The following is a 15,314-nucleotide window of genomic DNA, read 5'->3' as shown; positions in this document are numbered from 1 at the left end:
AATAAAAACAAGAAACCAGCCATTTTATAGGCTGGTTTCTTGTTTTTATTTAAGCAATTGCTTTATATTCTCTGCATGATACACTTCACAAATATAAAATACACATTTGCAGTTACTTACAATTTGATACTTTCTAGTTGGATACACATTCGCTGTAACAGAACATCCATCAAACAATTCAATAATATTTCCAGATGGCTGATATCCTTCATATAATACGTTTCTTCTTACTTCCATCTTTTCTATAAGCTTTTCAACAGGAATATTTCCACTCTCTAATTCACTCTTTATTGCGTCCGGTAAAAACGAAGTGTCTGCAAAAATTAGATTTTCAGATAACACCTTTCCTTTATAACTAACATTAGATACACGGTAAAGAAATGTTCCATCTTTATCAAAGAAATTCTTTGCTTCTTTCGGAATGTACTGTCTACCAAGTGCCTCTTGTTCAAGAACATCAAACTGAACTGTATCATTTAAAAGCTTTTCTAAAGCATGAATGGATGATGTATCTCCAGAAAATAAAATATTTTTAATTGCTTGTACGTTATAAGTGAATTCATTCTTTCTATTTTCCGCTACTAACATGAGGAACACCTCTTCTATAATTTTTTTATTTAAGATTTAAAAGTGCTGCCGCGTCTAATTGCGTAATTTCAGTCACTTCCTTACTGAATATTGCAACAGAGGCCCTATAATCTAAACTAGGCCTTACATCTTCCATCATTGTATTACTTGCTAACTCTTGTCTATCCTTAAAAACCAACAAGTTTGGAGGATCATTTGGAGCTGATACTGTAATATGTACTGGCGGAATCATTAGTCCTTCACCTGTCGCTTTCAGCACCGCTTCTTTTCGAGTCCAATATGTTAAAAAACCTTCTATTTTCTGTTTATTTGGCAGTTTCATAACTTGCGCTATTTCAATGTCTGTTAATACACCTTCTGCCATTTTCATAACATCTACATTTGGATTCATTTGTTCTACATCTATGCCAACAGGTGCAGATTTTGTAAAAGCAACGACAACCCACTCACCTGAATGTGAAACGGATAATTGCGGCATACCTTCTGGTAATTGTGGTCTTCCATGCTGCAATTTACATACTGAGCACATTCGATCAATTGGTACTTGGACTGGTGACATAGAAAGTATCTTACCGAGAACTAATCTACTTATTACGCAACCTATTATAAAACGAGCTCGATCTGCCGAATGGTGATACGAATTTGCTTTCTCTCGCTCTATATCATTTAGTAAATTGTAATGCCATGATTGTAAATCTGAAATTCTTGCCCACCATATTTGACAATCATTCTCATTCAAAGTTGGAATAGAATCTACAACTTTACTTTCTATCATGTAAACTCTCCTTTATTCAACGAATATCAATTTTCATAAGAAAGCATGCGTATATTGTTATTCATTGACAAGTACTTTCTCTTTTTCTGATACAGATAATGTTTTTTCTTTCTTCTTTGACATTACCTCTTTATCGGAAATACGTAAAGAAAATAGTAGTGCTATGAGCAAAAATATTGCTGACCCAATTAATGCTGCTTGATATGGTAAAAAATCGGATTGAACGTTATTACCTCCAAAACCAGCTAGTATACTAGCTAAAACCGCTACTCCTATTGCTGAACCTAGTCGATTTTGCACATTGAATATAGTAGTCGCTCTCCCCATAGAAGGCGGCGTGATATTGTTAAAGGCAGAAAATTGAACCGCACCGACAGATTGGCCTAAGAAAATACCGATACCAAACAATAATGCCCGGATTTGCCACGGATTCGTATCGTGATTTACAAAACTCAATAAAACAAATATAACCGCCGTACATATTAATCCAATAGAAATTACCTTTCGAGCTCCTAATTTCTTATATGACCATGGCACAATTTGTGAAGAAATCATTAATCCAATCGCCTCTGGAAATGTCGTAAGTCCTGATTCCAGTGCGGAAACTCCTATCACATTTTGATACATAAGAGGAAAAACAAATAACATTCCTAATAAACCAGCTGATGAAAATAATGATATAATGCTCATCTTTCTAAAGACTGGTTCTTTTAATAAGCGTAAATCTAACATCGGTTGCTTTACTTTCAGTTCTACAATTATAAACAATGTAATGAATACAACCCCAGCTATCCCAGTACTCATAATTTCTGGAGAAATCCACCCTTTTGATGGTCCCTGGCTGAGTGCATATATGAGCATCGCAAATCCTGGTGCTGATAAAATAAAGCCGAGCGAATCAAAGCGACCAGCTGATTTTTCAACATGTTCTGCTAAAAATAGAAGTCCAAATAGCAATGCAACGATTCCAAACGGTAGATTAATATAAAATGCCCAACGCCAAGACATTTGATCTACAAAGAAACCACCGATGATAGGACCAATTGCTGGTGCTACAGCAATTGGAAGTATAATGAACCGGGAAATCTTCGGTCTTTCCTCGGGTGAAAATGTTCGAAATAACATCGCCATTCCAACCGGTGTTAAAAGCCCTCCGCCAGCACCTTGAATAATACGGAAAATATTCAATGAAGTAATATCGTTAGCCATTCCGCATAAAGCAGATGCAATTGTAAATACGAAAAGAGCAATTAAAAATACTCTTTTCGTACCAAAACGATCTCCTAACCAACCAGAAATCGGAAGGAAAACAGCTAAACTAACTAAATACCCAACATTCACCGTCCCCATTGCAGATGCAGGTACTTGTAGTTCTCTACTTATCGTTTGCAGTGCTACATTTACAATCGTTGCGTCCATCGCAGCCATAAACATCGCAGTTATATAAACGATACTTACAACTACTTTTGGATTTAGTTTTTCTTTCATTATCGTTTTCCTACTAATGTTTTTTCGCGAACTTGATTACCTTGTGGATTCAAATCTTTCCAGTTATATTCAACATATTCTAAGCAGCTCTGCCTACTAGCTTCTTCATATACGACATTCCAGCCAATAGGTACATCGAGAAAAGCAGGCCAGAGAGAATACTGGCCCTCCTCATTTATTAATACTTTATATGTGTAATTATCATTTTCAAATGGATTCGTCATACTCTACTTACCCCTTTCTTATTCTGCAAATATTTCGCTAATACTTGCCCAATTTCCGTAAGTGGACCTGGCTGACATAGATCTTTATGTCTACAATCAATATCGTGCTGCACAATTTGCCCGTCTAAATAATTTAGCCACGTATTTGGAGAAATAGGATCAAACCAGTCTGGTATAACAGTAGATCTAAAGAATAAGATATCTCCGTTATAAACTTTCGGTACATATTTCCCTAACAACCCTACTGAATTTACATATGTTTCTTTCAAGTTCAATATAGTCTCTTCTTCAAGACTTGCTAATGCACTTCCATCTTTACGAAGGATTTCAACTGCACTTTCCATTGTAAGTGGTTTACCATCCATGTTATCTGGGTCATATCCGCCTAAAGCAAGTAATGCAATTAACGCTTCCTCTTCAGTAGGCGCTTCCGTATTTGGTAAGAAGTGTCCAGGATAAGAATCAAGCATAACGAGTAATTCTACTTCTTCCCCTTCATTTTGTAGTTGCGCCGCCATTGCATGCACAACATTTCCTCCAAGCGACCAACCTAATAAACGATATGGTCCATAAGGCTGTACTTCACGAACATGTTTCAAGTAATCCGCCGCCATCTCCTCTAAACTTTTTGGAAGTTCTTCATTTTTAGCAATACCACGTGCTTGTACACCATAGATTGGATAATCTTTTCCTAAAGATTTCATAAGTCCTGCATAGCACCAACTTAATCCACCTGCTGGATGTACACAAAATAGTGGTAATTGATCCCCGCTTGCTCGTAATGGAAGCAACACATCAAGTGCACTTTGACCATTCCCCATCTCAAGTCTTTCAGCTAACCCTGCAACAGTCGGTGCTGCAAATAAAGTGCCAATGTTTAGTTCCACTCCAAGCGCCTCTTTCATGCGGCTCATAAGCTGCACTGCAAGGAGTGAATGGCCACCAAGATCAAAGAATCCGTCATCAATTCCAATTTGAGGTACACTTAGCACTTCTGTAAACAAGTCGCATAACATTTCTTCTTGCGGTGTTCTTGGACCACGACTAGAAGATGATGCGATAAATTCTGGAGCTGGCAATGCCTTTCTATCTAATTTACCGTTTGGAGTTAAAGGTAACTCATTTACTACTACAAAAGCGTATGGAACCATATAATCTGGTAAACTACCACTAGCAAACTGACGCATTTCATTCGTATCAATCGCTTCATTATTTGATGCAACGATATAAGAAACTAACCGTTTATCCCCTGGTTGATCTTCCCGTACAATAACGGCTACTTGCTCAACTTTAGGGTGCTTCATTATGACTGCTTCTATTTCTCCTAATTCAATTCGGAACCCACGAATTTTGATTTGATGATCTGCACGTCCTATATAATCTAGCGTCCCATCTTTACGCCAGCGAGCTAAGTCTCCTGTACGATACATTCTTGTACCTGGCTTGCCAAATGGATCTGCGATAAAGCGTTCAGCCGTTAATCCTGCTCTTCCTAAATATCCACGCGCAAGCCCTGCACCTGCAACATACATTTCTCCAACTACTCCAGGTGGCACTGGTTGTAAATAGTTGTCTAACACATACACTTTAAGGTCAGGTATACTGCACCCAATTAAACTATTTGCTCGTAAAGAGACGATAGTTTCATCTAATTCAATATAACTAACATGTACTGTCGTCTCCGTAATACCGTACATATTAATAAGCTTTGGTGCGTTATGAGGATGTCGACTATACCAATCTTCTAAGCGACTTAGCTCAAGTGCTTCTCCTCCAAAAACAACATATCGTAAAGATAATTTTTGGCCAATCTCTTCATTTTCACGATCTGCTTGCATCAATTGATAGAACGCTGATGGAGTTTGGTTTAAAACCGTAACCTTTTCTTTAACAAGAAGCTGTAAAAATTCTTTCGGTGAGCGACTTACAGTATGTGGCACTACAACTAAACGCCCTCCGTATAATAAAGGTCCCCAAATTTCCCAAACAGAGAAATCAAAAGCGTATGAATGGAACATCGTCCAAACATCGTTTCCGCCAAACTGGAACCAATGATCAGTTGCTCCTAAAAGTCTTACTACATTTTGATGAGGTATCATAACGCCTTTCGGTCTACCCGTTGAGCCTGACGTATAAATAACGTAAGCAATATGTGATGGAGATAATGGCTTAATGCGTTCCACTTCATCAATATTTTCTTCACTATATTTCTCAACTTCTGCTATTACTTTTACATCATCAACTAAAACTTTTAGTGCCTCATCACATTCAATTTCCACTTCTGAATTCGTTAAAACACATGATGGTTTCGCATCGTGTAGCATAAATGAAATGCGGTCTGCTGGGTAATCTGGATCTAACGGAAGGTATCCAGCACCAGCTTTAAGAACAGCTAATAAGCTTACAACCATGTTTAATGATCTTGGCATCGCTAAAGCAACGAGTTGATCAGGACCAATCCCTTTTGCTATTAGGAATCGAGCTATTTTATTTGCTTTTCTATTTAACTCTTCATAAGTTAATTTCTTATCTTCAAAGACAACAGCAATAGAATTCGGATTTATATGAACCTGCTTTTCAAACAATTGTGGCAATGTCATTTCTGGTGCAATTTGAAAACCACCATTCCACTTTTCTAACACTGTATTTTTCTCTGCTACAGTTAATATTTCTAATCTGCCAATTGATTGATCCGGATTTGTAGCTGCATCATCTAATAACAAAATGAATCGTTCTATTAGTTTTTGAACCGTTTCACGTTTATATAAATCGGTACTAAACTCTAGTAATCCATGTAAACCGTTCGGAGTACCATCAACCCCGTTACTCTCACTAATTTCAAATGTTAAATCAAATTTTGCAGAACCGACGCTTTGAATTTCAAGGCTCGCTTCTAAACCTGGTACATGAAACGTTGCTTCTGGTGTATTTTGAAAAGCTAACATAACTTGAAACAACGGGTGGCTGTTTCGAGTACGTACTGGATTTAACACTTCAACAAGCCTTTCAAATGGAACATCTTGATTTTCATAAGCTGCAAGATTTACCTGCTTCACTCTATTTAATAATTCTTTAAAACTTGGATCTCCTGACGTATTTGTACGTAACACTAATGTATTTACAAATAAACCAACAATATCTGAAAGTACATCATCATTTCTTCCAGCAATCGGACTTCCAATTGGTATATCAGTGCCTGCACCTAATCTTGTAAATAGTGCACTAAGCCCTGCTTGCAATACCATAAACAAACTAACTCCATTTTTACGTGCAAGCTCTACTAACCTACTATGCATACCTTCATCTATATGAAAATGAATTGTTTCCCCGCGGTAACTCGTCTCAATTGGACGCTGGAAATCTGTAGGTAACTCCATTTGGTCTGGTAAACCTTTAAGTTCTTCTTTCCAAAAATCTAATTGTGTTGAAATAAGACTCTCTGGTGTCGTTTCATCACCTAGCAATTGCTGTTGCCAAAGTGCATAATCCGCGTATTGAACTGGTAGTGTCTCCAGCTGAACTCTGTCACCTTGACATCGTGCTTTATACGCCACTGTAAAATCTCTCGTTAACGGCTGTAATGACCAGCCATCACCTACAATATGATGTAATAAAATTAATAATACATGTTCGTTTTCACTCACTGTAAAAAGTTGTAAACGAACTACCGGCTCAAAATCGAGGTTAAAGCTATATCTTACCGCCTCTGAAAGTACACTTTCTAATTCATCTTTACATGTATTAGTTATAACCATTTCTAGATTTAAGTTTTCCATATCTAAAATTCTCTGATAGGAACTACCTAATACGTTAGGGAAAATTGTTCTAAGTGTTTCATGTTTCTCAACTACATCATAAAAAGCACCTTGTAATGCTTCCCGATTCAATATTCCATTCATACGAATGACTAGCGGAATATTATAAGTAGGACTTGGACCTTCTAAACAATTTAAGAACCATAACCTGCGCTGTGCAAATGAAAGTGGAACTTCATTTGGCCTACTTGCTTTCTGAATAGCTGGTCTTGCGCTTTTTGCATCGTTTAATTGTTTCGCCAGTTCGGCAACAGTTGGTGATTCAAATAGTTTCCCGATTCCTAATTCCACACTTAACGTTTCACGAATTCTTGCCATTAAACGAGATGCGAGAAGTGAATGTCCACCCATTTCAAAGAAATTATCATCAATGCTAATTCGAGAAACACCAAGTACTTCTGCAAATAAATCACATAATATTTCTTCTTTCGGATTTCTAGCAACTCTCTCATTGTGCATTCCATTAAAATCAGGAGCAGGTAATTTCTTTCTGTCAACCTTACCATTTGGCGTTAATGGTAATTCTTCTAGCACAACAAATGCCGATGGTATCATATAATTCGCTAAACTTTCTGAAACATAAGAACGAATTTCTGAAAGATTAATCGGTTCCTTTTCTTCTGCAACGATATACGCAATGATGCGTTTATCATTTGGACGATCTTCTCGTACCATTACTACCGCTTGTTGAATATTTTCATGTCGTTGTAATACCGTTTCAATTTCAGCTAATTCAATTCGGAATCCACGAATTTTAATTTGATGATCTGCGCGACTAATGTACTCTAACGCACCATCACTACGCCATTTCACAAGATCTCCTGTACGGTACATGCGCTTCCCTGATTCTCCATAAGGATTTGCAATAAACCGTTCAGCTGTTAACTCAGGTTTTCCTAAATATCCGCTTGCAAGTCCCTCCCCTGCAATATATAATTCCCCAATAACTCCAGGTGGAACTGGTTGTAACCCTGCATCCAATACATACACTTCTGTATTGCAAATTGGCTTTCCAATAGGAGGTATACCCTTTTCACCTTCATCAATGTTCATAAAAGTAGACCAAATCGTCGTTTCAGTTGGTCCATATAAATTAGTTATTGAGCAACCTAATTCTTTTAATTTATTTGCTAAATGCGCTGGAAGAGCTTCACCACCAACTAGTATATTTAGCCCTTGTAGCTTCTCTGGATAATCAGTTACTAACGCCTGCCAAAGCGTCGGTGTAGCCTGCATAATGGTCACTCTTTCTTCTTGTAAAAGTGTCGTTAATGCTGATGGCTCTTGTATGTCTTCTTTTTGCGCAATTGTTAAACTTGCACCACTAATAAGAGGTAAATAAATTTCTAGAGCAGAAATATCAAACGCAAACGTTGTAACTGCTAATAAATGATCATTTTCATTTAATGAAAACTTTTGTTGCATAGCCATTAAAAAGTTACTTAAACCTCTCATAGGAACAATTACACCTTTTGGGTTTCCTGTTGAGCCTGAAGTATATATTGTATAGGCTGGGTTTAAAAGTGATACATCATTCTTACATGCTATATTCATACGAGAATATGTATGTAACGCTAGTTTCGTTTCTTCTTCATCTAATACAATTTTTTTCATATCATTTTCTATAACTAACTTAGATGAAACAGATGAATGTGTTATGATACAAACTGGTTTTGCATCATTTACTATATAATTAATTCTTTCTGCTGGGTATTCTGGATCTATTGGTAAATACGCTGCACCAGCCTTTAAGACTGCTAGCATACTAACTACCATTTCTATTGATCTAGGGAATACTAAAGCTACAAACTGGTTTGGTCGTATTCCTTCTTCTACTAAATAATGTGCTAGTTCATTCGCTCGTTCATTTAGCTCTTTATACGTAAGGTTTACACCGTCACAAGTAATGGCTAGTTTATTGGGATTTTTTTGCACTTGTTTTTCAAATGATATAGGCAGACTGATTAACTCATCGTTTTCCTTCGTTTCATTCCATTCCAATAAAACTTTATGATTTTCTTCAGGCAGAGTAATGTTTATTTTTCCAATCGACTCGTTTTTCTCATAATTATTTACTACTAATTCAAATAGACTCATAAATCTTTCTTTATGCAATGCTAGCTCCGCGCCATTATATACTTCAGGATTTGCATCAAAATGAATCATTAGCTCATTTTGATCAAAACGTTTATATACATTTATTGATAAATCATCGACAGGTCCTGCTGATAAATTATGCGTAATACCACGATTTCCAGCAAAATTTAGCCCGTAATCAAAAGGCATAACATTCACTAACGGTCCAAACAACCTTTGATTTTCACCTAGTAACTTTAAGTCTCTTCTTAATTCCTCATGACGGTATTTATAATGGCGACGTACATCTCGGATTTCTTTAGAAACTTGCTGCAATAATTCCGCAAGAGTTATATTTGGAGTTACTGTAATACGAAGTGGCACTAAATTCATTACCATACTTGGTGTATGAATAGATACCGAACCTAGACGTCCCATCATCGGTAAACCTAAAACAATATCATTTGCACCTGTTAACTTATGCATATAAATACTTGTTACAGCGACAATGAATTCCGGCCAACTTGTTAACGAAATATTGATATCTTCTAATAAAGTTTTCGTGCTAGAACTAGATAAATAAGCTGTTTCTCGTGAAAATCCATTTGATGTTCTCGGTGCTCGCTCTGCCAAGCTTACAACTTCTGGTTCATCCGCAAATTTTTCTAACCAAAAAGTACGATCTTCCTGAAATTTTTTAGACTCACGATACTCAATATCTTCTTGCACGACTTTTGTAAGAGAACCAAACGGCTTTTCATTCTTGTTTGTTTCTTCTATAAGTGATGTATACTCATTCGCCACTTTTTGGCTAAGAAGTGAAAATCCATAGCCATCCATCACAATGTGATGGATGCGCTGATACCAAAAGAAACGATTATTTTCAACTTGAATAAGTGCTTCAGTAAATAATGTATCTTTTTTCAAATCGACTGGCATAGATAAATCATTTTTCATCCATACTTTAGCAGCTTCTTCAGGGTTTTCTTCTTTCCGAACGTCAATAAAATGCATATGAAACTGTGATTCTTCAATAACTTGCCATGGGCCAATTTCATCCTCCTCGAAGCGAACATGAAGTGCTTCTGCTTCCATTACAACTTTACGTACAGCTAATTCGAAAATTTCTTGATGAATATTTCCGTTTATTTCTACATATTCCCCAGTATTGTAAATTGGATTAAGCGGATCTAATTGTTGCGCAAACCACATACCAGACTGCGCAGATGATAACGAATGACGAATCTTTTGACTGTTAGGCATTCTTTACTACCCCTTTATTATGTAGTCTATTTGTTACAGCACCTGTGCTGTTTGTGAAGATAGTAAACTGTACCAACCTGCAACAGTTGGACGTTCTGCTAAATGTGCAAACGTGATTTCTTTCCCTTCACGACGCCACTTCTCTACTAAACTCATAATTCTGACCGAATCAAGCCCTCTATTTAATAAGTCCTCATCAATATCAATACTCTCTACTGGCTCACGAAGTAGTTGTGCAACTAGTTCATGCACTTCCTGTATAGTGATTCCTTCACTCTCATCATCTTTTACACTTTGTAAATCGTTTAACAGTAGGTTTGTTGATGTCGTTACTGCACATCTATTAGATGCATACTCCAATGCTTGTTTATGATGCTCTAGTGAAAAATCAGCAACTGCATCTGCTACAAAGAACGGCTCTATACCATCCATAAATGCTTCACAAGCTGTTAAAAGACAGCCAATATGCGCATAAATACCGCAAATAATGAGTTGATCTTTTCCTTGTTCATTTAAAATTTCTAATAGATTTGTCTTTTTAAATGCACTATATCTCCATTTTGTGAGGAATATATCATCCTCATCAGGAGTAAGTTCATCAACAATTTTCTTTTTATCTGGTCCAGCAGGTATACCGTCACCCCAAAAGTCTTGTAATAAACCTCGTTGTTCTAACGTTTGCCCACCAGGTTGTGCTGTATAAACAACTGGTATACCAAGTTCCTTACATTTTTCTCTTATCATTTTTATATTTGAAATAAGTTCTACTTTTGGTGATTCTTTATCGCTATATGCATCAAGAAAATATTCTTGCATGTCATGAATTAAAAGTACTGCACGTTTCGGATCTGGTGTCCAATTCACTTTATTTTTTGGTAGTTCTGATTCAATTGGCATTTTATATACTGAAATAGATGGGATAGCCATCTAATCACTTCCTTCCGGTTTTTATTATTGTTTTACTGTAATAAGCTTTTCAGCAATGACTTTACGTAGTTCTTTTTTGCTGACTTTTCCGACTCCTGTTTGCGGGAATGCTTCAATAAATTCAATTCGATCTGGAATTTTATAAGCCGCTATACCACGTTCTCTTAAAAACATTTTTAATTCACTTACTGCTGGAACTTGTCCGCGAGCTATAACAAAAGCACAGGTGCGTTCACCTAAATAATCGTCAGGCATAGATACAATTGCTACGTCATGGACCGCATCGTGTGCTAATAGATGATTTTCAACTTCTTCCGCAGCAACTTTCTCACCACCGCGGTTAATTTGATCTTTATCTCTTCCTTCTACAATGATGTATCCTTGTTCATTTACTTTTACAAGATCACCTGTGCGATAAAATCCATCCTTTGTAAATGATCGTGCATTATGCTCTTCGGCTTTATAGTAACCACGAATTGTATATGGACCTCTTGTTAATAAACTACCTACTTCGCCAGGTTGTACATCGTTGTCATTTTCATCAACAACTCGTACTTCATCGAGTGCAGACATTGGTCTACCTTGTGTATAAATAATAAATTCTTCCGGATCATCTAATCTTGTATAGTTCACTAATCCTTCCGCCATACCGAACACTTGCTGTAACGTACATCCAAATGTAGGACGTATACGTTTTGCAACCTCAGCGCTAAACTTAGCACCACCTACTTGAATAATCTCTAGGCTTGATAAATCGGCATTACGAGAAGATGCAGCATCAAGCCAAATCATTGCTAATGGCGGAACGAGCGCTGTAATTGTAACTTTTTCTTTTTCGATAAGAGCAAAGGCCTCATCTGGACTACCACCAGTTGCCAATACCACTTTTCCACCCGCATAGAAAGTTCCAAATGTCCCTGGAGAACTCATTGGGTAATTGTGTGCTACTGGAAGAACTGCCATATAGACGCTTTCTGCATTCAAATTACAAATTTCAGCGCTAACACGTAAACTATAAATATAGTCATCATGTGTTCTAGGAATTAATTTAGAAAGACCTGTTGTGCCTCCTGATAATTGGAGAAATGCAACATCACTTGGCTGAACTTCTGGTAATGAGACGGGATCCATATACAGATCATTTATGTTCACAAACTCTTCTTCTTCTCCCACTACAATTACATGTTGTAACGTTGGCACTTTCTCTTTCACTTCTCTTGCTAATTTTCGATAATCAAAACCGAGAGCCTTATCTGAAATAACGTAAGCGCTCGCCTCGCCAAACTCACAAAAATAACTAATTTCACTGCTTCGATGTGAAGGTAGTGCAAAGACAGGAAGCGCTCCAATTCGAAATAGTGCAAAACATATTTCGAAAAACTCGATAATGTTAGGTAACTGGATTACAACTCTGTCCTCTTTCTTTATTCCTAAATTCAGTAAACCTGCTGCTAAACGATCTACCTTTTTATTAAGTTCACTATATGTTATATGCTTCTTACCACTTACAACCGCGATTCGATCTCCATATTTCTCAGCCCGCTCTCTTAACACTCCTCCAAATGTTTCACCAAGCCAACATCCTGCTTCTCGGTAACGATCGGCAAATTCTTTTGGCCATTCTGTATAACCTACTAGCATTCTTTCTTCCCCCTATTTTTCATTAAGTGAACTATCTCTTAACCCTAAAGCTTTTAGCATTGTTTGGAACTTAGCTGATGTTTCTGCTAACTCATCTTCTGGTTTTGACTCAGCAACAACTCCAGCTCCTGCATATAAACGAAGTGTATTTTCTTGTACTTCAGCACAACGAATTGTAACAATCCATTCTCCATCTCCATTTAAATCGCTCCATCCTAGCATTCCTGTAAAGAACTCGCGGTCAAATGGCTCAATATGCTGTATAGCTTCTCTTGCTTTTTCCATCGGAGTTCCGCAAACTGCTGGCGTAGGATGAAGGGCAATTGCTAATTGTAAAGAAGAAGTATTTGGATCCTTAAGTTCACCTTTCACTTCTGTAGACAAATGCCACATCGCTTCACTATGAATAACTGATGGCTTTTCTGGAACATGTAATGTATGACAATACGGACGAAGTGCAGCGACAACCGCTTCAACTACTACCGCATGTTCATGTAAATCTTTTGGCGAAGAAAGTAATTCCTCTGCTCTTCTTTTATCTTCTACTGGGTCCTCACTACGTGGCCTTGAACCAGCTAACGGGTTAGAAATAACTTGCATACCATTACGTGAAACAAGTAATTCAGGGCTTGCTCCAATTAGCGTCTTACTGTTCTCTTTTTCATCTTTCGGTAAATTTACAGCAAATGTATAACCATGCTTATTATGCTCTGCTAATTCTCGCAGAAGTTTTTGCTTATCAATCTTTTCGGAAGATTTAACATCTAACGATCTGGATAGAACGATTTTCTTTAAATCACCGTCCTGTATTTTTTCAATTCCTTGCTTCACACCATTCATATAAACTTCAGGGTCTGGCACTGGTGTCATTTCAAATGTTACATTCTCATTTGTTTCAAGCTGATTTGTTGTATCCAATTGTAAACGCTCAGAAATTCTGCTATATTCTGGTACGATGAGTTGGACTTCTTTTCTACGATCAAATGGCAAAGCACCCACAACGATAGGATTTGGATTTCCAGCTTGTTTCGCATTACTTAATGTCGCTTGCACAAGCTCTGGGAAACTTTCAATTTCACGATGCTTTACTGTAGTAAACTCTCCTTCTGCTAATATCGTTCGAGTTGGTGAAGCAAAAAAGAATGAAGATTCAGTCTTATAATCTTCTAAAAGTTTTTCTGACAATTCCTTTACAGCTATATGTTCATTCATAATATAATAACCTCCTGAATTTTTATTAAACTCCTAACGTAGCACCGCCATCAACACATAAATTGTGCATTGTAATATGACTTGCTCTATCTGAGGCTAAAAATAACACTGCTTCAGCAACTTCTGAAGGTTGTGCAATTTTTTGTAATGGAATTCCGAGTCTATATGTATTTTGAGAACCAGCAATTATATTTTTAGCTCCATTCTCATCAGCCCATAGTAATCTTTGCATCTCAGTTTCAGTAGAACCTGGAGAAACTAAGTTGCAGCGTATATTGTATGCCGCAAGCTCTAGTCCTAAACATTTCATAAACATCGTCGTTGCGGCCTTTGACGCAGCATACGCAGCCATCTCCATTCTTGGCGTATTTGCCGCATTTGAACCGACTGTAACAATTGCCCCCGATTTTCTTAACATCATATTTTTACTTACCGCTCGGGACATATTGAAAACCCCTGTAGTATTTACAGAGAATGTTTTATTCCAATCTTCATCACTTAACGAATGAATTGGTCCCATACGTAAAACCCCTGCAACATTTATTAAAATATCTATTGGCGCTATTTCATTTGCAATATGATTTACCATGTCTTCAACAGCGGCGCTATCACTCACATCTAAACGAAACGTTTTCATACGTGTATTGTTTAATTCATTTTGATTTAAGAGTACATTTAACCCCTCTTCATTTTGATCAACCGCAATAACTGTGGCTCCTCTTTCTAAAAACATTTTGGCAACGACACTGCCTATGCCTTGTGCTGCACCTGTTACTAAAACTGTTTTCCCATCAAATTCCCCTAAGTTCATTTTCTCTATCCTTTCACATAAACATTAATTTCATTAAGTAACACCGATGATATTGATTTTCATTATCAGTTGTGTTGTAAAAAATAATACACTTACTAAACTAATTGGTCAAGTGCGCATTACTTTAAAATCCATTTTATTGATAATGTTTTTCATTTACCATCTTACACCGAAATGATAATGTTTCTCAATAAACTTGTCAATCTTTTTTTATTTTTCAGATAAACCATTTTAATGCTTCTTAATAAAATCATATGTAAACGCATTAAAAGTACTTATATTATAAATAAAATTCAAAGTCCTCTTTTTAAAATTGAAGAAACTAAACTAGAGATACGTTCATTTACAATGCTTTATGAAAAACTCAAGTATATATTTTCTCAATATTTTTCTGAAAATATATCTTACAAATACTAATGAATGTCTTTTTTGTCATTTAAGATTTAATATATATTTCGAATACGATGTATCAATTTATTGTATTTCAATATAAT

At 36.7% G+C, this 15,314-nt stretch carries 9 protein-coding genes; all 9 read right to left on the bottom strand.

What is annotated here, in order from left to right; translation table 11 throughout:
• Positions 1 to 45: 45 nt before the first annotated feature.
• From ABWK52_RS10050 to dhbA, 9 genes are read right to left on the bottom strand one after another with little or no spacing between them, the layout of a single operon-like run.
• Positions 46 to 588, bottom strand: coding sequence for a hypothetical protein (locus ABWK52_RS10050; RefSeq protein WP_000959126.1), 543 nt, complete (start codon positions 586 to 588; stop codon positions 46 to 48).
• A gap of 25 nt (positions 589 to 613) precedes the next feature.
• On the bottom strand, positions 614 to 1,363 hold the full coding sequence (sfp, locus tag ABWK52_RS10045) for a 4'-phosphopantetheinyl transferase Sfp (RefSeq protein WP_000572997.1): 750 nt from the start codon (positions 1,361 to 1,363) through the stop codon (positions 614 to 616).
• A 57-nt stretch (positions 1,364 to 1,420) separates the two neighbouring features.
• On the bottom strand, positions 1,421 to 2,851 hold the full coding sequence (locus tag ABWK52_RS10040; protein WP_000660192.1) for an MDR family MFS transporter: 1,431 nt from the start codon (positions 2,849 to 2,851) through the stop codon (positions 1,421 to 1,423).
• Positions 2,851 to 3,075, bottom strand: a complete 225-nt coding sequence (locus ABWK52_RS10035; RefSeq protein WP_000184059.1) for an MbtH family protein — start codon at positions 3,073 to 3,075, stop codon at positions 2,851 to 2,853. The genes ABWK52_RS10040 and ABWK52_RS10035 overlap by 1 nt, the downstream gene beginning before the upstream one ends.
• On the bottom strand, positions 3,072 to 10,229 hold the full coding sequence (locus ABWK52_RS10030) for an amino acid adenylation domain-containing protein (RefSeq protein WP_098542405.1): 7,158 nt from the start codon (positions 10,227 to 10,229) through the stop codon (positions 3,072 to 3,074). The genes ABWK52_RS10035 and ABWK52_RS10030 overlap by 4 nt, the downstream gene beginning before the upstream one ends.
• A gap of 33 nt (positions 10,230 to 10,262) precedes the next feature.
• Entirely contained in the window at positions 10,263 to 11,156 is an 894-nt protein-coding gene (locus ABWK52_RS10025; RefSeq protein ID WP_001007253.1) for an isochorismatase family protein, read from the bottom strand.
• A 24-nt stretch (positions 11,157 to 11,180) separates the two neighbouring features.
• Positions 11,181 to 12,797, bottom strand: coding sequence for a (2,3-dihydroxybenzoyl)adenylate synthase (locus ABWK52_RS10020; RefSeq protein WP_000960118.1), 1,617 nt, complete (start codon positions 12,795 to 12,797; stop codon positions 11,181 to 11,183).
• Positions 12,798 to 12,809: 12 nt separating this feature from the next.
• Positions 12,810 to 14,009 carry an isochorismate synthase DhbC gene (gene dhbC / locus ABWK52_RS10015; protein WP_001002076.1) on the bottom strand — a complete coding sequence of 400 codons (1,200 nt, stop codon included), beginning with the start codon at positions 14,007 to 14,009 and terminating at the stop codon, positions 12,810 to 12,812.
• Between the two features lie 25 nt (positions 14,010 to 14,034).
• Positions 14,035 to 14,820 (bottom strand): 2,3-dihydro-2,3-dihydroxybenzoate dehydrogenase, encoded by a 786-nt coding sequence (gene dhbA, locus ABWK52_RS10010; RefSeq protein ID WP_001048430.1) that lies wholly within the window; start codon positions 14,818 to 14,820, stop codon positions 14,035 to 14,037.
• Positions 14,821 to 15,314 lie beyond the last annotated feature (494 nt).

The organism is Bacillus sp. AP50, from assembly GCF_040492675.1.
GTDB lineage: Bacteria > Bacillota > Bacilli > Bacillales > Bacillaceae_G > Bacillus_A > Bacillus_A cereus.
This window is presented reverse-complemented; position numbering and strand designations above follow the sequence as displayed.